Source organism: Streptomyces sp. (assembly GCF_035644915.1).
Classification (GTDB): Bacteria; Actinomycetota; Actinomycetes; order Streptomycetales; family Streptomycetaceae; genus Streptomyces.
In genome coordinates, this window is the sequence record NZ_DASQNP010000079.1 from 1 (window position 1) to 19,777 (window position 19,777).

General features: G+C 74.9%; 18 protein-coding genes and 1 pseudogene. 6 read left to right on the forward strand and 13 right to left on the reverse strand.

Translation table 11 applies throughout. The features are described from left to right. Nucleotides 1-294, forward strand: a pseudogene (locus VE546_RS08935) (ATP-binding protein); the annotation flags it as partial. A gap of 42 nt (nt 295-336) precedes the next feature. On the opposite strand, the gene VE546_RS08940 reads toward VE546_RS08935, so the two are convergent. Both VE546_RS08940 and VE546_RS08945 read right to left on the reverse strand, forming a co-directional pair. Continuing rightward, nucleotides 337-1,038, reverse strand: a complete 702-nt coding sequence (locus tag VE546_RS08940) for a response regulator transcription factor (protein ID WP_324920435.1) — start codon at nt 1,036-1,038, stop codon at nt 337-339. A 10-nt stretch (nt 1,039-1,048) separates the two neighbouring features. After that, nucleotides 1,049-2,353 (reverse strand): PspC domain-containing protein, encoded by a 1,305-nt coding sequence (locus VE546_RS08945; RefSeq protein ID WP_324920437.1) that lies wholly within the window; start codon nt 2,351-2,353, stop codon nt 1,049-1,051. Between the two features lie 130 nt (nt 2,354-2,483). Between VE546_RS08945 and VE546_RS08950 the strand changes: the two genes are divergently transcribed. Beyond that, nucleotides 2,484-3,836 (forward strand): PspC domain-containing protein, encoded by a 1,353-nt coding sequence (locus VE546_RS08950; RefSeq protein WP_324920439.1) that lies wholly within the window; start codon nt 2,484-2,486, stop codon nt 3,834-3,836. Then, entirely contained in the window at nt 3,833-4,135 is a 303-nt protein-coding gene (locus tag VE546_RS08955; protein ID WP_324920440.1) for a hypothetical protein, read from the forward strand. The genes VE546_RS08950 and VE546_RS08955 overlap by 4 nt, the downstream gene beginning before the upstream one ends. 33 nt (nt 4,136-4,168) lie before the next feature. Here the strand turns inward: VE546_RS08955 and VE546_RS08960 are convergent, their stop codons facing one another. From VE546_RS08960 to VE546_RS08975, 4 genes are all read right to left on the reverse strand, one after another. Beyond that, a complete protein-coding gene (locus VE546_RS08960) occupies nt 4,169-4,702 on the reverse strand; it encodes a DoxX family protein (protein WP_324920441.1) in 534 nt (177 codons plus the stop codon). Nucleotides 4,703-4,819: 117 nt separating this feature from the next. Continuing rightward, nucleotides 4,820-6,136: a hypothetical protein gene (locus tag VE546_RS08965; protein ID WP_324920443.1), complete on the reverse strand. Its 1,317-nt coding sequence runs from the start codon at nt 6,134-6,136 to the stop codon at nt 4,820-4,822. Between the two features lie 222 nt (nt 6,137-6,358). Next, on the reverse strand, nt 6,359-6,871 hold the full coding sequence (locus tag VE546_RS08970; RefSeq protein ID WP_324920446.1) for a hypothetical protein: 513 nt from the start codon (nt 6,869-6,871) through the stop codon (nt 6,359-6,361). Then, a complete protein-coding gene (locus VE546_RS08975) occupies nt 6,868-7,116 on the reverse strand; it encodes a helix-turn-helix transcriptional regulator (RefSeq protein WP_324920447.1) in 249 nt (82 codons plus the stop codon). Before VE546_RS08975 ends, VE546_RS08970 begins: the two co-directional genes overlap by 4 nt. Before the next feature lie 111 nt (nt 7,117-7,227). Between VE546_RS08975 and VE546_RS08980 the strand changes: the two genes are divergently transcribed. Next, on the forward strand, nt 7,228-7,581 hold the full coding sequence (locus VE546_RS08980) for a hypothetical protein (RefSeq protein WP_324920448.1): 354 nt from the start codon (nt 7,228-7,230) through the stop codon (nt 7,579-7,581). A 52-nt stretch (nt 7,582-7,633) separates the two neighbouring features. Here the strand turns inward: VE546_RS08980 and VE546_RS08985 are convergent, their stop codons facing one another. From VE546_RS08985 to VE546_RS09000, 4 genes are all read right to left on the reverse strand, one after another. Continuing rightward, nucleotides 7,634-8,848: an NlpC/P60 family protein gene (locus VE546_RS08985; RefSeq protein ID WP_324920450.1), complete on the reverse strand. Its 1,215-nt coding sequence runs from the start codon at nt 8,846-8,848 to the stop codon at nt 7,634-7,636. Between the two features lie 223 nt (nt 8,849-9,071). Next, the gene (locus VE546_RS08990) at nt 9,072-11,006 is read right to left on the reverse strand and encodes a caspase family protein (RefSeq protein ID WP_324920452.1); all 1,935 of its coding nucleotides are present in this window, start codon (nt 11,004-11,006) and stop codon (nt 9,072-9,074) included. Next, a complete protein-coding gene (locus VE546_RS08995) occupies nt 11,003-11,455 on the reverse strand; it encodes a hypothetical protein (protein WP_324920454.1) in 453 nt (150 codons plus the stop codon). Before VE546_RS08995 ends, VE546_RS08990 begins: the two co-directional genes overlap by 4 nt. A gap of 143 nt (nt 11,456-11,598) precedes the next feature. Continuing rightward, nucleotides 11,599-12,201, reverse strand: coding sequence for a DUF1707 SHOCT-like domain-containing protein (locus tag VE546_RS09000; protein WP_324920455.1), 603 nt, complete (start codon nt 12,199-12,201; stop codon nt 11,599-11,601). A gap of 61 nt (nt 12,202-12,262) precedes the next feature. Between VE546_RS09000 and pcrA the strand changes: the two genes are divergently transcribed. After that, on the forward strand, nt 12,263-14,755 hold the full coding sequence (pcrA, locus tag VE546_RS09005) for a DNA helicase PcrA (RefSeq protein WP_324920457.1): 2,493 nt from the start codon (nt 12,263-12,265) through the stop codon (nt 14,753-14,755). Nucleotides 14,756-14,848: 93 nt separating this feature from the next. Here the strand turns inward: pcrA and VE546_RS09010 are convergent, their stop codons facing one another. After that, on the reverse strand, nt 14,849-16,375 hold the full coding sequence (locus VE546_RS09010) for a peptidoglycan DD-metalloendopeptidase family protein (RefSeq protein ID WP_324920463.1): 1,527 nt from the start codon (nt 16,373-16,375) through the stop codon (nt 14,849-14,851). Between the two features lie 229 nt (nt 16,376-16,604). Beyond that, the gene (locus VE546_RS09015) at nt 16,605-17,489 is read right to left on the reverse strand and encodes an esterase/lipase family protein (protein ID WP_324920458.1); all 885 of its coding nucleotides are present in this window, start codon (nt 17,487-17,489) and stop codon (nt 16,605-16,607) included. A gap of 434 nt (nt 17,490-17,923) precedes the next feature. On the opposite strand from VE546_RS09015, the gene VE546_RS09020 reads away from it, so the two are divergent. Next, on the forward strand, nt 17,924-18,340 hold the full coding sequence (locus tag VE546_RS09020) for a cobalamin B12-binding domain-containing protein (RefSeq protein ID WP_324920460.1): 417 nt from the start codon (nt 17,924-17,926) through the stop codon (nt 18,338-18,340). Here the strand turns inward: VE546_RS09020 and VE546_RS09025 are convergent. Further along, nucleotides 18,310-19,777, reverse strand: a 1,468-nt coding sequence (locus tag VE546_RS09025; RefSeq protein WP_324920462.1) for a DUF5691 domain-containing protein, incomplete at its 5' end; no start/stop codon positions are given. The two genes, VE546_RS09020 and VE546_RS09025, sit on opposite strands and share 31 nt — an antisense overlap.

Genomic DNA, 19,777 nt, shown 5'->3' on the forward strand with positions numbered 1-19,777 from the left:
CACCCCGAGGCGGCGGGGGACGCCGCGCTGATCGTCAGCGAACTGGCCGGCAACGCGCTGCTGCACGGCCGCGTGCTGGGGCGGCTGTTCCGGGTGCACCTGATGCTGACGGCATCGGTGGTGCGCATCGAGGTCAGCGACGCGCGCGGCGAGTGCCGTCCCGAACTCAGGACCCCGGCCGACGACGAGCAGTTCGGCCGGGGTCTGCTGATCGTGGACGCCCTCGCCGTGCGCTGGGGCGTGGCCCCGCGCACGGTCGGCAAAACGGTCTGGGCCGAGGTCGGAGTCCGCTGATCCACCACGGTGTCGGCCCGCCGTCCGGCCGGAGGCGGGGCCTCACACCAGGCGGCGCGCGGTGGCCCAGCGGGTGAGTTCGTGGCGGTTGGAGAGCTGGAGCTTGCGCAGCACCGCCGAGACGTGGCTCTCGACCGTCTTCACCGAGATGAAGAGCTGCTTGGCGATCTCCTTGTACGCGTAGCCGCGCGCGATCAGCCGCAGCACCTCGCGTTCGCGCTGGGTGAGGCGGTCCAGGTCCTCGTCCACCGGCGGGGCGTCGGTGGAGGCGAAGGCGTCCAGGACGAAGCCCGCCAGGCGGGGGGAGAACACCGCGTCCCCGTCCGCGACGCGGAAGATGGCGTCGATCAGGTCGGCGCCCGTGATCGTCTTGGTGACGTAGCCGCGCGCGCCGCCGCGGATGACGCCGATGACGTCCTCGGCGGCGTCCGAGACGGACAGGGCCAGGAAGCGCACCGGGTGCTCGGGGTCGGACATCAGCGCGGTGCTGCGCCGCAGCACCTCCACCCCGCCGCCGCCCGGCAGGTGGACGTCCAGCAGGACGACGTCGGGCCGGGTCGCGGCGATGACGGAGACCGCCTGGTCCACGTCGGCGGCCTCGCCGACCACGTCCACCCCGGTCTCCTCGGTGTTGCCGATCTCGGCCTGGACGCCCGTGCGGAACATCCGGTGGTCGTCGACGAGGACGACCCGGGCCCGGCGCCGCGGCGCGTCCTGTGCTCCGTGTGCCGTCTGCTCCGTCATGCCGCACCCCTCACTGTTCGGCCCTCTCCATCTCCAGCTCCACCACCGTCCCGCCGTCCGGTGCCGCACGCAGGGTGGCCGAGCCGCCGTTGCGCCGCATCCGGCCGATGATGGACTCCCGTACGCCCATCCGGTCCGCGGGCACCGAGTCCAGGTCGAAGCCGGGGCCGTGGTCCCGTACGGAGATGAAGACCGTACGCCCCTCGACCTCCGCGAAGACCTGCACCGGGCCGCCCTCGCCACCGTACTTGGCGGCGTTGACCATCGCCTCCCGCGCGGCCTGGAGCTGCGCCCCCAGCCCCTCGTCCAGCGGGCAGTCGCCGACGCACACCACCTCCACCGGCACCCCGTGGTGGTCCTCCACCTCGGCCGCCGCCGCCCGCACCGCCTCGGCCAGGGTGTCCGGCTCCTCCTCCTCGTCCTTGCCCGTGCCCGCCGGCTTGTAGAGCCAGGCCCGCAGCTCGCGCTCCTGGGCGCGCGCGAGGCGGGCCACCTCGCGCGGGTTCTCGGCGTTGCGCTGGATCAGGGTGAGGGTGTGGAGGACGGAGTCGTGGACGTGCGCGGCCACCTCGGCCCGCTCCTGGGCCCGGATGCGCATCAGCCGCTCCTCCGACAGGTCCTGCATCATGCGCACCAGGTACGGGCCCACCAGCAGCGCGGTGCCCACCAGCACGGCCAGCGACGCCTGGAGGACCATGCCCAGGTGGGGCCCCAGGCCCCGGGTGACGGCGAACCCGGTGACGCCCAGGCCCACCAGGAGCGCCCCGGCCGCGCTGCGCACGACGGGCAGCAGCCGTCCGCGGCGGCTGACCTCCACCCAGTGGGCGCGCCGGGCGTTGTCCGCCTGCCGCCAGACGACGGCGACGCCGACGCCGACGAGGATCAGGGGCCACACATAGGCGTTCGCCGGGCCGAACTGGAGGTTGGCGCCGAGGACCGCCGCCCCGACCAGCAGGGCCAGCACGGCGAAGAGCTGCCCCGTGTCGGGTCTGCGGACGGACAGCCGCCTCCGCTTCCCCGCCCCCGGCGCGGAGGACTCCGCGGCATCCTTCTTGGGCGTCTTCGGCGTCTTCGGCGCGGCCTCGATCCCGCCCGTCCCCAGCGGCACGACGAACCAGAAGGCGGCGTACAGCAGGACGCCCAGGCCGTTGGCCATGAACAGGGCCAGGAAGACGATCCGCACCCAGGGGACGGGCACCCCCAGGTGCCCCGCCAGCCCGCGCGCCACACCGCCCAGCAGCCGCCCCTCGGCGCTGCGGTAGAGCCTGCGCAGCGGCGGGGGCTCGACGGCGGGCGGTGGGGAGGCGGTGGTCATGCCACGATCGTCACACGAGCGCGCCGCCCGGGACATCAGGGTCGGCCCTGATCCGCCCCCGAGAACTCAGGGGCGCCTCCGGGTAGGTCCCCGATGCCGGGCGGGCCGCCCGCACGTCACCATGGACCCCATGAAGGAAGCCCAGCCGTCCGGCGGCGAGCCCGTGCCGGAGCCGGAGGTGAGAGCGCGGCTCACCCGCAGCAGCCGCCACAAGGTCGTCGCCGGGGTGTGCGGCGGTCTGGGCCGCCACTACGACCTGGACCCGGTGGTCTTCCGGGTGCCGGCGGTGGTGCTGTCGGTGGTCGGCGGCCTCGGCCTGTTCCTCTACGGCTTCGCCTGGCTGCTCGTCCCGCTGGAGGGCGAGGACGAGAACGAGGGGCGGCGGCTGCTGTCGGGCCGGGTGGAGGGCACCGCGCTGAGCGCCGTGCTGTGCGCGCTCGTCGGCTGCGGGCTGTTCCTGGCCTCGCTGGGGAACGACAACAGCGGCACGCAACTGTTCTCCGTGATGCTCGTCGGGGCCCTGGCCGGCGCCGCCCACTGGTCGCAGCAGCGGCGCCGCGCGACGGCCACCGAGGCCGAGGGCAAGCCGGTGGACCCGGTGACGGCCCAGCTCGTCGCCGAGGCGCCCCCCGAGGCGAAGGCCCCGCCCGTCCCGGCCGGGCCGTCGTGGTGGCGCGAGCCGCTGACCAAGGACGGGCAGGGCGGCAGGCCGCACGACACCGGCTACCTGTGGGGGCCGGAGGACGCGGCGGACGCCGGGCCGTGGACGGGTTCCGGCGTCCGCGGGCCCGGCCCGTCCCGTCCCGCCGCGCGCCGCGAGCGGGCCTCCATCGGCGGCCTGGTCTTCCTGCTCGCGGTGGCCGCCGCCGTGACCGGCACGGCCCTCGCCTGGCCCGCGCAGCCGCTGGGTCCCGCGCTGGCCGTCGGCCTGGGCTGCGCGCTGGGCGTCTTCGGGCTGGGCACGGCGGTCAGCGCCTTCTACGGGCGGGTGGGCGGCGGCACGGTCACCGCCATCGTCTGCACCGGGGTGCTGCTGGCCGGCGCCCTGGCCCTGCCGAGGGACATCACCACGAACTGGGCGGACTCCGCCTGGCGCCCGGCGACGGCCGACCGGATCGCCGCGCGGTACCACCTGGGCACCGGCAGGGCCACGCTGGACCTGTCCGCGGTGGAGTTCGAGGAGGGGCGCACCGTCCGCACGACCGTGGACGTGGGCGCCGGCGAGGCGCGGGTCGTCGTGCCCGAGGACATCGCCGTCGACCTGGACGTCAGGGTGGGGGCCGGCGGCTACCGGCTGGCCGAACGGCCGGGGGCCCCCGGCGCCTGGGGCACGGAGCACGGGGGCGGGCTCGGCCTGCGGGACCGGCGGACGCTGCCCCCGGCCGGCGGGGGCGAGCCGGACGGCACCCTGGTGCTGCGCCTCGACGTCGGCGTGGGCGAGGCGGTGGTCGTGCAGCACCCCGAGGAGGTGGCGAGGCGGTGAAGCGGCACGCGTTCGAACCGGCCAGGCTGCTGCTCGGCCTCGCGCTGCTGGGCATCGCCCCGGTGCACGTCATGGCGGCGACCGGCCGGTGGGACGTCCCGCCGCACGTCCTGCTGCCGCTGCTCCCGGCGGCGCTGCTGCTGGCGGGCGTCACCGGAGCCGCCACGCACTTCGCCCGCCGCGGCGGGCGCCGGACGGCGGGGGCCGTGCCGCCGTACCCGGACGACGTCCCGCCGCTGGAGGACCTCCCGCTGGACGAGCTGCGGCGGGGCTACGAGGGCACCCGGCGCGCCCCCTGAGGGACGCCCCGCCCCGGCGCCGGCACCGGGCGCCTACCGGCGGCCGGCGCGGCGGGCCGCCAGGGCCGCGTCCAGCGAGAGCGTGGGCGCGCCCGCCAGCAGCAGCGGCGTCCAGGCCATCAGGTACGCCAGGTCCTGGCTGTAGTAGTACGGCCCGACGTTCCAACTGATCGTCAGCCAGAAGCTGAGCGAGATCAGCGCCCCGCCGAGCGCCGCCAGCCGCGTCCACAGCCCGAGCAGGGCGCCCAGGCCGACGGCCACCTCGCCCAGCGAGATGGCGTGGCCGAAGGTCTCCGGCGCGCGCAGCGCCAGGTCGAGCAGCCACGGCGCGGCGGCCCCCTGGACGCTGCCGAGCAGTTCGCCCAGGGAGCCGGGGCCCGCATCGGCGATGAAGGCGGGGTCGGTCAGCTTGTCGATCCCGGCGTAGAGGAAGGTGACGCCGAGGAACAGGCGCAGCGGCAGCAGCGCATGGCGCGCGGCCGTCTCCCGCACACCGGCGGGACCGTCCTGCGGGCTCCCGGCCCGTCCTCCTCTGCCGCCGCCTCCCGGGCGATCCGTCACCGTCATCCGTACCCCACCTCTTCCGCGCACGTGTCCGGCGTCCGGACCGGTTTCCTACCCGGCGCGGACGCGCGGCGCCCCTGCCGGGCAGTACGCGGCGGAGGCGGGGGGCGTTCAGTCCGTTCAGTCCAGGACGTCGATGAGGTAGCGGTTGGTCTCGGCGCCCGCCGCGGTGATCACCTGCACCTCGACCCGGCCGGGCTCGACGTCCACCGGGACGGGAACGGTCAGCACGGTGTCGGCCGGATTGGCGAAGCCCCCGGTGACCGGGACCAGCGGCACGTGGACGTGGACGGCGCCGATGCGGACCGTCGTCCGCGCCAGCCGGTCCGGCTCCTCCGCGCCCGGCGGCACGAAACCGGAGCCGCGGATCTCGATGTCGTCGCCGGTGCGGATCGGTGCGTCCAGGTCGCCGGCCTCCCGGGAGCGGACGACCGACAGGATGACGGGACGGCCGCCCTCGGCGTACTTCCCGGCCAGGTACGTCACGGCCGAGACCACCACCAGCAGCGCCGGCCCCCACGGCAGGTCGGGCAACTGGTCGGGCCGGCCGGCCAGCCGTACCGCCGCGAAGACCATCGCGGCCCCGCTCACCAGCACGTACTGCACGTCCGCGAAGGAGCCGCGGCCGCTGTCGTCGGTGAGCAGGTCGGCGGCGCGCGGCCGGTCGGCGCGCACCTTCTGCAGTTGCTGCGTCCGCACCCGCAGGGCCACGGTCCGCCGTACGACGACGGCCACCGCGCACGTCAGGGCCAGGACGGTCAGCAGCCCGGCGCCGCGCCCGAGGTCCAGACCGGCCAGCAGGCGGCGCCGCTCGTCCGCGCCGTCGGCGGCGGCCAGTTCGACGGCGAGCACCAGCACGGCGTAGCAGGCCAGCAGCGTCCAGGCGGCGGCGACCGTGCGGGAGGTGGACAGCCGGTTGTCCTCGCCGATGAGCGGCGCCAGCACCCCGCCGCGCTCCCGGTGCAGCCGGGCGGCGGCGGTCAGCGGCACCGCGGCGGCCAGCGCGGCGAGCAGTCCGGCCGTCCGAGCGTCCGTCCAGCCGGGGCCGTACGCCGCGGTGAGCGCCTGGCCCGCCACCAGCAGCCCGACCGCGCACCAGACGGCGACGACGGTGCGCCGCCACAGCCGCCGCAGCCGGAAGCCGGCCTCGGCGCGGGTGTGCTCGGCCAGGGCCCGGGCCGCCTGGGTCAGCTCGTCGGAGACCCACTGGCGGGACGCGCCGGGGGAGTGGGCGAGCGCGGCGGGCACGCCGCTGCCCGCCGCGAGTTCGTCGCGCCGCCGCCGGAACGCGGCGAGCGCCCGGCGGCGTGCCTCCCGGACGCCGTGCGGGCAGCCGGCGCAGGCGCAGCCCCCGTCGTCCGGCGGCCCGGCCGAACCCGCCGGACCTCCCGTCGGCGGCGTTCCCGCCGCACCACCCCGCGCCGTGTCCACGGCCACCGCTCGACCCCCACCTCTCCCCGGCTCTCCCGAGCCGCCAACTCACCCGCGACGGGAGGGAATTGTGCCCTACGGAGAAGGGGTGGGGCGCGGTGTTCCCGGCCCGTGGACACCGGTTCCCGGAGGTGGCGCGGCGGTGCGCCGCGCGCCCGTTGACCCGGACGAGTGAGGCGGTGCGCCACGGGGCGGGGTGGCGGGGAGCGGCCCTCTCGGTCGTCCCCGTCAGTCGTCCTCGGCCGGGGCGTCGCGCGCGGTCAGGGCCGCGGCCCACAGCGGCAGCAGCCAGTGCGCCGCCAGCAGGACCACCACCGTCCCCGCCAGCGTCCGGACGGAGACCTGCGCGTCCCCGCCGCCGTACGCGAGGAACACCCACAGCAGCGCGGCGCCCTGCACCCCGAGGAAGACCCGGTGCGCCAGGGCGAAGGCCCGGCCGCGGTCGGCGAGCTGCCGCTCGTCCAGCACCCGGGCGCGCAGCTCCAGCAGCCCGCGGGTGGCGAGGTTGAGCATGCCGGTGACCAGGCACCACGCCACGGTCAGCACGAGCAGCGCGACGATCCACAGGGGGCCCGGCCGGCCGTCCTCCAGCCCCAGCAGGGTGGCCAGCCAGGCGGCGGTCAGGGCGACGTGCGCGGCCACCAGACCACGGCGCCGCGCCCTGGTGGCATGTACGCGCTGGTGGCGCGTGTCGTTCATCAGCCTCAGCATGAACCGGTCGTAACGCGTCGTCGCCTTCACGGCTGCTTCCTCCCGTAGACCTCGTCGGTGAGCGGGCGGAACGGCTCCAGCGAGAACAGCGCCTCCACCGGCAGCTCGAAGAAGGCGGCGATCCGCAGGGCCAGGTGCAGGCTCGGGTTGTACTCGCCGCGCTCGATGTAGCCGATGGTCTGGTAATGGGCGCCGACCGCCTCGGCCAGCCGTTGCCGGGACACCTTCCGTTCGGCGCGCACCACGGACAGCCTGTTGTGCACCTGCTCGCTCATGTATAAGAAGTACTACATCGTTGAGTGCATTGACAACAGCGGGACGGAAAGGGGAGCGGGACGCGAGCCCTCCCCCGGGAGCCGGGAGGGCCCCCGGATACGCTCGCGCCCATGGAGGCACTCATCAATCTCTTCGTCGGCCTGCACATCATCGGCATCGGCGCCCTGCTCGGCGGCTTCATGACCCAGATGAAGGCGATGGGCGCCGGCGAGGCCCGCATCAACCCGGCGATGCTGCACGGCGCCCTCACCATGCTGGTGACGGGCGTGGCGCTGGTGGGGCTCAACGAGGCCGACGGTCAGACGGTCAACCACATCAAGATAGGCGTGAAGCTGACGCTGCTGGTGGTGATCCTCGGCCTGGTCTACGTCAAGCGCGACGAGGAGAGGCTGCCCGCGCCGCTCTTCGGCACCATCGGCCTGCTGACCATCGCCAACATCTTCATCGCCACCATGTGGACGTGAGGCGCCCGGCCCGGACCGCCGGGGCCGGCCCGGCCGGGGACCGGGCCGGGGATCAGGCCGGGCGGACCGCGCTGTGGAAGGGCATGGTGTCGATCGACTCGTAGCGCACCTGGGCGCCCGGCCTGGGTGCGTGGATCATCTGGCCGCCGCCGGCGTAGATGCCGACGTGGCTGATGTCGTCGTAGAAGAAGACCAGGTCGCCGGGGTGGAGCTGCGACCTGGCGATCCGGGTGCCGGCCTCCACCTGGTCGTAGGTGGTGCGGGGCAGGGAGACGCCCGCGCTGCCCCAGGCGGCCCGGGTGAGGCCGGAGCAGTCGTAGGAGTGGGGGCCGGTGGCGCCCCAGACGTACGGCTTGCCCACCTGCGCCTCGGCGAAGGCGAGGACCTTCTCCGCCCGCGTGGCGTACGAGCCGTCCACCGCGCCGCCGTCCGTACCGGCCCCGCCGCCGGTCTCCGTGCCCGCCCCGGTGCCGGTGCCGGGCCGCGGTGACCGTGCGGCCTCCCGCCGCTCGCGCTCGGCCTCCCGCTCCTTTTGCTCCTGTAGCCTCTCGCGTTCGGCAGCGGCGGCGGCCGCCTTGCGGCGGGCCTCCTCCTGCCGTCTGCGCTCCTGCTCCGCCAGCCGCGCCCGCTCCTCGGCGGTCAGCTTCGACAGCAGCCTCCGCGCCTCCGCCAGCTTGCTCTGGACCTTCTCCTTGCCGGCCTTGAGCTTCTTCTGCGACTCGGTGAGGTCGGCCAGGACGGCGGTCGCCTCCGCCCGCTTGCGGCCCGCTTCCCGCTGCTTCTTCCGGTAGTCCTCGACGGCCCGCTGCTGGCGGTCCGTCATCCGCTCCAGCAGGTGCTTCCGGGCGAAGAAGCCCTGGGGGTCGGAGGAGAGCAGCAGCACCGCGGTCTCGGAGGCGCCGCCGGTGCGGTACCGCGCGGTGGCGTAGCCGCCCAGCTTGCGCCGCGCCTCGTTGAGGCCGTCTGCCTGTGCGGCGACCTCGTCGAGCAGCCTGTCGGCCTTCTCGCGCTGCCGGTCGGTCCGCTCCTTCGCCGCGTTGTACTTCTGGGTGGCGCTGCCGGCCTCCCGGTACAGCGCGTCGACCCGTTCCTTGGCCTCCTCGATCGAGGGCCGCTCCGCGGGCCTGCCGGTCCCGGGGTCGGCGTGGGCGGGGCCCTGGGAGAGCAGGGTGACGGAGGCGAGGGCCGCCGTGGTCACCCCGACCGCCCCGCGCCGGGAGGCGGGGGAGCGCAGGAGGGGGGTGCGCGGCTTGCGATGGGACGCCAAGACGGCGCTCCTTCCGTACCACCGCCTGCCGGGCGCCCGGTGGGACGGGCCCCTGTCCTCGGCGGAGGCAGCCCGTGCCGACGCTGTCGCCGGCGAGGAGGCCGGGCCGCCTGACGGTGCACGCTAGCCACCCCGTGAGGCCCCTGTGAAGACCGGTGGTCGTTATATCCCGAAACCGGTTCGTTATCGTTCCGTTATGAACCGGTTCAGGGCGCCACGGAGGTCACACCGAGCCCCGGGCCCCGACGAACAGGGCGGCCACCAGGGCGATCAGCAGCAGCAGGGCCAGTACGAGCACCAGAACGGCGAGCAGCCGCGACAGCCCGACCAGGACACCCGCCGTCACCCTGACGCCCCTGTCCACCTGGACCGTGCGGGCGACCCTGCTCCTGAAGAGGTGGGCCAGGACGAGGGCGACGACCGCCAGCAGCAGGGCGGTGGCGCACCGCGGGCCCAGACCGGACAGGGTGGTCTCCAGCTCGCTGCTCAGCGACTGCATGGTCCGCCAGCCCATGAGGTTCTCCACGGCGCGTGCCGCCGACACGGCGGCCAGCCCGGTGAGCACGGCGGACACCACGGCCGCCACCAGGGCGCCGAAGGGCAGGGCGAGGTACCGGACCTCCGGCGGCGGACCCTCCCGCCGGCGGCCGGACGCGGGCCCCGCGGTGGCCGGCTGCGGCCGCCGGGGCGGCGCCCGCCCGGACGGCGGGGGCGCGGGCGGCTGCCCGGACGGGTGGGCGCCGGACGGGTGAGCTCCGGACGGCGGGCGCGCGGGCGCGGGTGCCGGCGCGGGCTCCCGGCGCGGCGGGGGCGGTGGCTTGGGCGGCGGCCGGGGCGGCTCCAGCTTCGGTTCCGGCGCGGACGCGGGGGCGGGCGCCGGTGCCGGGGAGGGCGGCCGGGCGGGCCCGGACACCACCTCCGCCCGGACGCGGACGGCCGCCTCGCCGGTGGTCCCCTTGAGCACCACGGTCCCCTCCAGCGGGCCCGGCCGGGAGGTGTCCACCGAGACGTCCAGCCCCCCGGGCGCCTCCGCCACGTGGATCCGGTCGTCCTCGGACCGGGGCGTGCAACTGCGCGCCAGGGGAGGGCCCAGCAGCCGGACGGTCCGGCGGGGCGCGGAGGAGCGCTGCGGCACCCGGCCGAAGTCCAGCACCCTCGGCGAGGGTTCCGGCGCGACCTCGCCCAGCGCGCGGCCCGCCTCGTCGGCGATGGACCTGATGTCGTTGCGGGCCAGGGCCGCCAGCGCCTCGTGGGCCCCCGCCGCGATCTCCAGGTCGGGGCTCTCCATGCGGAAGCGCAGCTCGGCGATGGCCCCGCGCCGGGTGTAGGCGTTCGGACTGGTGACCGCGGCCCGCAGGTCCTCCGGGAGCGGCGCCGGATGGATCCTCCGCCGGCCGCTGCGGGCGACGTAGACCTCCCCCTGGAGGTCCACGGTGCGGCCCGGCGTCTGGTGGGGGTTCTCCTCGCGGACGCGGTCGAAGACGTACTCGTACAGCTCGTCGAGGGAGATCCGGCCGTCCTCGTCCAGGTCCGCCTCGCCGGTGGCGAGTCCGTTGACCAGCGCGCCGGTGAACACCGACGGCCGCGGCTTGGCGGCCTGGGCCAGCTCGCTGCCCTCGAAGGCGTACTCCATCGAGTTGGACGCGGTGATCACAGCCCAGCCGCGCCCGCCGCCGAGCTTCTCCCCGGAGAACGCGTCGAGCACGTTGACGTCCCCGGACGCCCGTACGCCCATGCCCTGGGAGAAGGCGCCGCCGTAGCAGCAGTCGAGGAAGAGCACGATGCTCCGCGCCCGGCAGGTGGCCATGCACCGCCGTACGAAGTCCGCGGAGACCGCCGTCGAGGCCAGCCGGCGGGGCGCGGTGTTGGTGGCCGCGAAGAACAGCTCGCCGGAGGGGTTCTTCAGGCCGTGGCAGGAGAAGTGCACGATCAGCGAGTCGCCCGGGCGGCGGTCCGAGAAGAAGTCCTCGATGTGCATCGAGATCGCGTGCGAGGGCTGGTTGCGCACCACCCGCACGTCGAATCCGCCGATCCGCGCGTCGCCGAGGATCCGGGCGAGCGCCACGGCGTCCTGCGCCGGCGACACCAGGCGGCGCAGGCCCTCGTCCTGGTAGTCGTCGTTGGCGATGATCAGCGCGTGCCGGGAGCCGCCGCTCATGGCCGCACCCCGGACTGATCGGCGGAAACGCCGTCGGAGGTGCCGTCGGAGGCGTCATCGGTGGAGGCGTCGGCGGCGGGCGCGTGGCGCCGGACGAAGAGGTCGAAGGACTCCGCCACCTGGGACGGCGAGGCCTCGGAGATCTCCAGCACGTCGTCGTCCATCACCAGCCGGATCGACGGACGCGTCTCGTGCCGGCCCAGCCAGCCCCGGACCACGGTGACGATGTCGCGCAGCGCGGTGACCGACGAGCCCAGGGACACCAGCAGCGCCCCGGCCTCCACCACGCCGAAGGCCCGCGAGCCCGGCGGCGGCTCCGCGCCCGGGAGGGGACGCACGTCGTCCACGTCGAGTTCGAGCAACTCCTGCCGCAGCCGGCCGGCCAGCCCGTCCAGCCGCTCGGCGTCCGCCCCTTCCTCGGAGAGGAAGAGCTGTACCTGGGTATCCACCGGAGGCCCCCTCGTCTGGGCGGGGCGCGGCACGGACCGGGCGTGGTGCCCGGTTCACGCCACTCGTCCTCAAGTGTCCCTCGTCGTCGGCCGCTCCGGCAAAGAGCGGGCGGCGGGCGGACGGCCGCCGCGGGAGCGGCCGGTCAGTCGCGGGAGCGGCGGCCGGGCCGGAGGAAGGGGTGGCGCACCACGACCGTCCCCACCCTGGAGGTGCCGGTGACCCGCAGCACCGGCATGCCGGGCGCGGGCGGGGCGGAGGCCCGGTTCCGCACGGAGCCGAACCCGACGTTCAGGTCGTGGGTCCGGACCGACCAGCCGTGCGGCACGACGATCCTGACCTCGCCCATCCCGGCGTCGATCTCCAGCCACACCTCGCGGTGCGGGCACTCCGCCCGCGTGAAGTCGAGCTTGATGTGACCCATGCCGCTCCTGGCGACGATCCGCTGCGGCACCACCCAGTGGCCGTCCTGCCGGATGTGTCCGGCGGCCGTCTTGAGGACGAGCGTCTCCTCCGGCCCGGCGGCCGGGGCCGGTGCTCCCGGGGCGGGCAGGTCCGCGGTCAGGGCCTCCAGTTCGCCGTACGTCCTGGCGGTGAGGGCCTTCTCGATCCGCTCCTCCAGTTCCTCCAGGTCGATCCGGCCGTCGCCGGCCGCCTCGCGCAGCCGCTCCACCACCGCGTCGCGGTCGGCGTGACCGGCGCGCAGCCCGGAGTCGGGGCGGGGACGGGGGGCGGAGGCATCGGTCATGCCGGTCATCCTACGAGCGGAACGCCCTCCGGGGGACCGGGCGGCCTAGACTCGTACGACGATGAGCAGCCTCTTCGACGACAGCTTCCTGGCCGACCTCGAGCCCTCCGCGGACGAGGAGCCGCCGCCTCCGCCGGAGGACGCCTCCGCGCCGCCGGAAGAAGACATTCCGGACGATCTCTTCGCGGGCGCCTTCGCGGGGGCCGGAGCGCACGACGCCCACTACCGGGACGGCGCGCCCAGGCCCGTCGTCGATCCGGACGCGCTGCTGGAGGGGCTCAACGAGCAGCAGCGCGCGGCCGTGGTGCACACCGGCTCGCCCCTGCTGATCGTCGCGGGCGCCGGGTCCGGCAAGACCCGGGTGCTCACCCACCGCATCGCCTACCTGCTGGGCGCGCGCGGCGTGCACCCCGGGCAGATCCTCGCGATCACCTTCACCAACAAGGCCGCCGGGGAGATGAAGGAGCGCGTCGAGGAACTGGTCGGCCCCCGCGCGCAGTCGATGTGGGTCTCGACGTTCCACAGCGCGTGCGTGCGCATCCTGCGCCGCGAGAGCAAGAAGCTCGGCTTCACCTCCAGCTTCTCGATCTACGACGCCGCCGACTCCCGCCGCCTGATGGCGCTGGTCTGCCGGGACCTGGACCTGGACCCCAAGCGCTTCCCGCCCAAGTCCTTCAGCGCCCAGATCTCGAAGCTGAAGAACGAGCTGATCGACGAGGAGGACTTCGCGGCACAGGCGAGCGACGGCTTCGAGAAGACCCTCGCCGAGGCGTACGCGCTGTACCAGGCACGGCTGCGCGAGGCCAACGCCCTGGACTTCGACGACATCATCATGACGACGGTGCACCTGCTCCAGGCGTTCCCGGACGTCGCCGAGCACTACCGCCGCCGCTTCCGCCACGTGCTGGTGGACGAGTACCAGGACACCAACCACGCGCAGTACACCCTGATCAGGGAACTGGTCGGGATCGACGGGGACGGCACGGACGGCGCGGCCGGCGACGGGCGCGCCGAGCTGTGCGTGGTGGGCGACGCCGACCAGTCGATCTACGCGTTCCGGGGCGCCACCATCCGCAACATCCTCCAGTTCGAGGAGGGCTACCCGGACGCCACCACCATCCTGCTGGAGCAGAACTACCGCTCCACGCAGACCATCCTCAGCGCCGCCAACGCCGTCATCGAGCGGAACCAGAACCGCCGCCCGAAGAACCTGTGGACCGACGCCGGCGCCGGGGACCCCATCACCGGCTACGTCGCCGACACCGAGCACGACGAGGCGCAGTTCGTCGCCGAGGAGATCGACCGGCTGACGGACGAGGGGACCGCCAAGGCGGGCGACGTCGCCGTCTTCTACCGCACCAACGCGCAGTCCCGCGTCTTCGAGGAGGTCTTCATCCGCGTCGGGCTGCCGTACCGGGTGGTGGGCGGCGTGCGCTTCTACGAGCGCAAGGAGGTCCGCGACGTCCTGGCGTACCTGCGGGTGCTGGCCAACCCCGAGGACGCCGTGCCGCTGCGCCGCATCCTCAACGTGCCCAAGCGCGGCATCGGCGAGCGGGCCGAGGCGATGATCGAGGCGCTGGCGCTGCGGGAGAAGATCACCTTCCCGCAGGCGCTGCGCCGGGTCGACGAGGCGTACGGCATGGCGGCCCGCTCGGTGAACGCCGTCAAGCGCTTCAACGCCCTGCTGGACGACCTGCGGACGGTCGTGGAGTCCGGGGCCGGACCGGCGACCGTGCTGGAGGCCGTCCTCGAACGCACCGGCTACCTCGCCGAGTTGCAGGCGTCCAACGACCCGCAGGACGAGACCCGGGTGGAGAACCTCCAGGAACTGGCCGCCGTGGCGCTGGAGTTCGAGCAGGAGCGCGGGGACGACCCGGGCACGCTCGCCGAGTTCCTGGAGCAGGTCGCCCTCGTCGCCGACTCCGACCAGATCCCGGACGAGGACACCGAGGGCGCGGGCGTCGTCACGCTGATGACGCTGCACACCGCCAAGGGCCTGGAGTTCCCGGTCGTCTTCCTGACCGGCATGGAGGACGGCGTCTTCCCGCACCTGCGCACCCTCGGCAACACCAAGGAGCTGGAGGAGGAGCGGCGGCTGGCGTACGTCGGCATCACCCGGGCGCGCGAACGGCTCTACCTCACGCGCGCCACCATGCGCAGCGCCTGGGGCCAGCCCTCCTACAACCCGCCCTCCCGCTTCCTGGAGGAGATCCCGGAGCAGTACGTGAAGTGGCGGCGCACGGGTACGGCGGCGGGCGCGAGGACCGGCGCGGGAGCCGGCGCCGGGGCGGCGGCATCGGTGGCCTCGTCGCTGTCGGCGGCGGCGTCGGCCGTGTCGCGGCGGCGCGGACCGAGCGGCTTCGCCACGAACCGGGCCAAGGACCGTCCGGTCGTGTCGCTGGCGGTGGGGGACCGGGTGACGCACGACACCTTCGGGCTCGGCAGGGTCCTGGCCGTGAAGGGCAGCGGGGACAGCGCCGAGGCGACGATCGACTTCGGCGACGAGAAGCCCAAGCGGCTGCTGCTGCGGTACGCGCCGGTGGAGAAGCTCTGAGGCGCCGGGTGTGAGGCGCTGAACGTGAGGCTCCGGGGCGTCGGCCCCGGAGCCCCCGGTCGGCCGGTTGGTCAGTCGGTCAGGTCGGGTCGGTCAGGTCGGGTCCAGGCCCTTGGAGCGGAACCAGGGCAGCGGGTCGACGGCCGAACCGCCGCCCGGCCGTACCTCGAAGTGCAGGTGGGGACCGGTGGAGTTTCCGGAGTTGCCGGAGTAGGCGATGATGTCGCCGGCCTTGACCTGGCCCGAGCGGATCCTGGTGCTGCTCAGGTGGCAGTACCACGTCTCGGTTCCGTCGGGCGCGGTCACTATCGCCATGTTGCCGTAGGCGCTGTTCCACTGGGTCCGGACCGTGCCGTCGGTCGCGGCCATGACCGGGGTGCCGTAGCTGACGGGGAAGTCGATGCCCGTGTGCAGGGACATCCAGTTGATGCCCGCCTGCCCGTAGTACGCGCTGAGTCCGTGCTGGGCCACCGGCAGGGCGAACTTGGGGCGCATCGCCTCCCTGCGCGCCGCCTCGGCCTCCTTGCGCCGGCGTTCGGCCTCCTGGCGCTCCTTGAGGTCGATGCGCTCCTGGGTGCGGCTGGCGCGGTCGGCGAACCCCTCGGCCTCGCTGGAGAGCCCGGCGAGCTGGGTGTCGAGCTTGCGGTTGGCCACGGAGGTCTTGATCGCGGAGGTGTCGGGCGCGGCCTGGACGGGGGCGTCCTCGCCCTCGTCGCCGATGTCGCTGACGGAGGCGGCGGCCACGGCCGTGACGCCCATGACGCAGACGGACGGCACGGCGACGGTGAGCAGCGCGGAACGCTTCGGCCGCGCGGAGCGGCGGCGGCGCGAGCCGGCCGGGCGTGCGGAGGGCGGTGCGGACCTCACCGGCCGTTCCGCCCGGCTCCCGGGATCCCCGGGGGCTTCGGGAGCCCCGGCGCTCGCGGTGTCCTCCGGGGCCTCCGGGAAGTCCGGGAGCTCCGGCTCGTTCGTGCCGTCGGGGGAGGTGCGGGGGGAGCCGCCGGGGGAGTGCGCCTCGGGGGCGCCGGGCGCGTCCGGCGCCTCGGGCACCTCGTAGACGGCCGTGTGCTCGAAGTGGCCGGGGTACTCGCCGGGGTGCTCGGAGTACTCGGGGTGTTCCGGGTGCTCGGCCCCCGGCTCGGGCCGTGCCTCGGGCACCACGGTGGGATAGGCGCCGGAGTCGTCCCAGGCGGTGGTGTCGTAGGCGCCGTACGCGGGGTACTGGCCGGTGTCCTGGCCCCAGGTCTCGTCCGGAGGGGCCGTGGTCTGGGCCGGGATGTGGGCCCAGGTGGCCGTGTCATAGGTGTCGTGGGCGCCGTACGCGGGGTACTGGCCGGTGTCCTGGCCCCAGGTGTCGTCCTGGGGGGCCGTGGGGGGCGCCGGCGTGCTGCCCGGGAGAGAGCCGAAGAGCGGATCGCCGTCCCCGTACGTCTCCCCCAGGGGGGCGAAGGTGCCGGTGACGTAGCCGTACGAGGTGTCACCGTACGAGGTGTCCTGCTGCCCGTGGACGCCGTACGAGGGCTGCTCGTAGGGCTCGTAGGGAGAGCCGTAGGGGCCGTACGAGGAGTCGGCAGCGGGGTCGGCGGGGGTCGAGTCTCCCGACAGGTGACGGTCGTTCACCACCAACTTCTCTTTCGCCTCGGCGACAGGGGCGGAGCAGTGCGGCGACTGTACCCGGCGGTACTCGGCGGCGACAATCTGCGGCAGGTTTCGGGCAGCGCGGAAAAGGGCATTCGGACGCCTTTCGGCGGACTACGGACCGGTAATTGGCCCGATGTTCGACGGGCGTTCGATTTGGCGGGGGTGGGCGGTGGGGGCGTCGACGGGCCCGGCGGCGGCCCCGGCCGCTTCAGGCGGCCCCTGCGGAACCCCCGGCGGCCGGTCCCGGACGCGTTCCGGCGGCCAGCTCCGCGCGGATCGCGGCGGCCACCTCCCAGTGCCCGGGGAGCGCGAGGTGCCCGAGGCCGCGGACCCGGATGTTGCAGGACTCCAGGTCGGGGTGGTCGATGCGGGCGGTCTCGGCCGGGACCATGAGCTGGTCCAGATCGCTCCAGAAGGCCACGAAGCGCGTGCGGCAGCCCGGCGCGGGACCGGCCAGCTCCTCGATCACCTCGGAGCCCGGCCGGAGTTGACGCACGATCGGGTGCGCCGACATCAGCGGCGCCACGCGGGTGCCGGAGTGCGGGGTGCCGAGGGTCACCAGGGTGCGGACGCGGGCGTCGCCGCCCATGCGCTGGGCGTAGTAGCGCGCGATCAGGCCGCCCAGACTGTGTCCGACCACGTCGATGCGGTCCCGGCCGGTGGCCTCGCAGACCTCCTCGACGTACTCGGCCAGCCGCTCGGCGGCGCGGCGGATGTCACGGGTCAGCGGGGAGTAGTTGAGCGCGCAGATGTCCCGCCAGCCGTTGCGCACCAGCGAGCGGCGCAGCAGCGTGAACACCGAGCGGTTGTCGACGAAGCCGTGCAGCAGCAGCACGGGCGGACGTGCCTGTCGCCCCCGGCGCCCGGTGCTCCCGGCCGGAGTCCTCCGGCAGCCGTCCTCCTCCTCGGTCACGGGTGCCGGGGTGTACCGCTCCTGCGCGATGCCGACGGGGTAGAGCAGGGTGCGTCCGGCCAGGAAAGCGGCCTCCAGCGCGGCGGCCCGCAGTCCGCGCGGCGCGAAGGGGATCAGCGACAGCGGCAGGGCGCAGGGGGACGAGCCGGATACGAAGGGCAGCATCCTCGTCACCCTCATGGCCGATGACCTCCCCTACCGGCGCACAGCGGACATATCCGTTCGTGTGCCCCGGTGGACAGCCATGATGCGGCCATGATGCAGGCCGTTCACCGATCGGCCGGGCGCGCCGGGGGCGGGAGCGAGGGCGGCGGGGGCCGGGCGGACCGCGTCACCGCGCCGTGCGGCTGACGGCACGGTGACGCGGCGATCTCGCCATGGCTCCCCGACGGGCCGGGACGTACGCCGGGTCGTGTCGCGATGCCTGGACGTGACGCGTGTCGGAGTGGGCCCGGCCGGGCCGGGGCCTGTCGTCCCGTGTGTGATTTCCCCCTCCCCCCGTACCGCGAAACGGACGAGTGCGGGATGCTGGCGATAACGTTCGTTCACTGGCAACCGCTCGCTGGAACCGACCGGACGGGCGGACCGGGCCGCAGGCTTTCTAGGAGGCAGTGATGGGTGTGTCGGGTCCGATCCGCGTGGTGATCGCCAAGCCGGGTCTCGACGGCCACGATCGCGGCGCCAAGGTGATCGCGCGGGCGCTGCGCGATGCCGGTATGGAGGTCATCTACACCGGCCTGCACCAGACGCCCGAGCAGATCGTGGACACCGCGATCCAGGAGGACGCCGACGCGATCGGCCTGTCCATCCTCTCCGGCGCGCACAACACGCTCTTCGCCCGGGTGCTGGAGCTGCTGCGCGAGCGCGACGCGGAGGACATCAAGGTCTTCGGCGGCGGCATCATCCCCGAGGACGACATCCCCCCGCTCAAGGCCCAGGGCGTCGCGGAGATCTTCACGCCCGGTGCCCCGACCGGCGAGGTGGTGGAGTGGGTGCGCTCTCACATCGGTTCGGGCGCGGTGGCGGCCTGACGCGGAGCGGGACCGCCGTCCCCGTCCGGGACGCCCCCTTCCGGGACACGTCCTTCCGAGTGCGGTCCCTCCGGGTGTCCCTCCGGAGTCAGCTCCGCGAGCATCGTGGCGCGGAGGCGGAGCGTGGCCACCAGCCGCTGGAACGCCTCCGCCCAGTAGCCGCCGGCTCCCGGTGAGCCGTCCTCCGGCTCGTCCGGGACGGCGGCCAGCGGGGCGAGGCGGTCGGCCTGGGCCGGATCGAGACAGCGCTCGGCCAGGCCCATCACCCCGCTGAAGCTCCACGGGTAGCTGCCCGCGTCCCGGGCGATCTCCAGCGCGTCCACCACCGCGCGCCCCAGCGGCTCGATCCAGGGGACCGTGCAGACCCCCAGCACCCGGAACGCCTCCGACAGGCCGTGGGCCGCGATGAACTCCGCCGCCCACTCCGCCCTCTCCCGCGGCGGCAGCACGGCCAGCAGCTTCGCCGGATCGCCGGGGGCCGCCGCCGTCGGGGCGGAGGGCTTCCCCAGCAGGGCCCGCGCCCAGGCGGCGTTCCGCTGGCGCACGGCGGCCCGCGCCCAGGCGGCGTGCAGGTCCGCCTCCCAGCCGTCGGCGACGGGCAGGGCCATGACCTGGGCGGGCGTACGGCCCCCCAGGTGCTCCGTCCAGCCCTCCAGCGGGGCGGCCTCCACCACCTGGGACAGCCACCACGACCGCTCGCCCCGGCCCGAGGGCGGCTTGGGCACCACACCGTCGCGCTGCATGCCCGAGTCGCACTCGTACGGCGCCTCGACCACCAGCCGGTCCGGCCGGCCGGTGCGGTCCAGGGCGACGCAGGCGCGGGCCCGGACCGCCATCCGCGCCGCGAGCGCGGAGCCGGGCAGTGCCGACAGCAGCTCGGCGGCGGTGGCCCGGACCGTGCGGCTGCGGTCGGTCAGCGCCTGCTCCAGGAAGGGCTCGTCGTCCGCGGACAGGCCCTCGCGCAGCGAGTCCAGGAACATCAGCCGGTCCTCGGCCCGCTCCGCCGACCAGGTGCCGGCCAGCAACGCGCGGGCCGCCGCGGGATCGCGGCGGCGCAGCGCCACCAGCAGCGCGGACCGCTCGGCGAACAGACCCTCCTCCCACAGCCGCCGGACGGCGCTCCCGTCCAGCACGTCGGTCCCGTCCGGCAGCACCTCGCGACCGCGCCCGGCCCCGCCGCGCAGCGCGAACCTCCACTCCGGGTTGAGCCGGGCCAGCCACAGCGCCCGGGGCCCGCCCAGGGCCAGGGCGTGCGCGCGCAGGTCCGTCCGCGCGCGGGCCGCGTCCAGCAGGGCGGGCAACTGCTCGGCCGGGGCGCGGTAGCCGTGGGCGCAGGCGGCGGCCAGCCACTGGGGGAGCAGCTCGGCGAGGTCGGGCGCGGTGCCCCGGCGTCCGCCGCCCGCGCCGGGGCGGCCGGTGAGCAGCAGCGCCAGCCGC

Excerpts from the sequence above, each read along its gene's own strand:
- VE546_RS08940 (WP_324920435.1), bottom strand. The coding sequence starts at position 1,038 with ATGACGGAGCAGACGGCACACGGAGCACAGGACGCGCCGCGGCGCCGG.
- VE546_RS08945 (WP_324920437.1), bottom strand. The coding sequence starts at position 2,353 with ATGACCACCGCCTCCCCACCGCCCGCCGTCGAGCCCCCGCCGCTGCGC.
- VE546_RS08950 (WP_324920439.1), top strand. The coding sequence starts at position 2,484 with ATGAAGGAAGCCCAGCCGTCCGGCGGCGAGCCCGTGCCGGAGCCGGAG.
- VE546_RS08960 (WP_324920441.1), bottom strand. The coding sequence starts at position 4,702 with ATGACGGTGACGGATCGCCCGGGAGGCGGCGGCAGAGGAGGACGGGCC.
- VE546_RS08975 (WP_324920447.1), bottom strand. The coding sequence starts at position 7,116 with ATGAGCGAGCAGGTGCACAACAGGCTGTCCGTGGTGCGCGCCGAACGG.
- VE546_RS08980 (WP_324920448.1), top strand. The coding sequence starts at position 7,228 with ATGGAGGCACTCATCAATCTCTTCGTCGGCCTGCACATCATCGGCATC.
- VE546_RS08990 (WP_324920452.1), bottom strand. The coding sequence starts at position 11,006 with ATGAGCGGCGGCTCCCGGCACGCGCTGATCATCGCCAACGACGACTAC.
- VE546_RS09000 (WP_324920455.1), bottom strand. The coding sequence starts at position 12,201 with ATGACCGATGCCTCCGCCCCCCGTCCCCGCCCCGACTCCGGGCTGCGC.
- pcrA (WP_324920457.1), top strand. The coding sequence starts at position 12,263 with ATGAGCAGCCTCTTCGACGACAGCTTCCTGGCCGACCTCGAGCCCTCC.
- VE546_RS09015 (WP_324920458.1), bottom strand. The coding sequence starts at position 17,489 with ATGAGGGTGACGAGGATGCTGCCCTTCGTATCCGGCTCGTCCCCCTGC.
- VE546_RS09020 (WP_324920460.1), top strand. The coding sequence starts at position 17,924 with ATGGGTGTGTCGGGTCCGATCCGCGTGGTGATCGCCAAGCCGGGTCTC.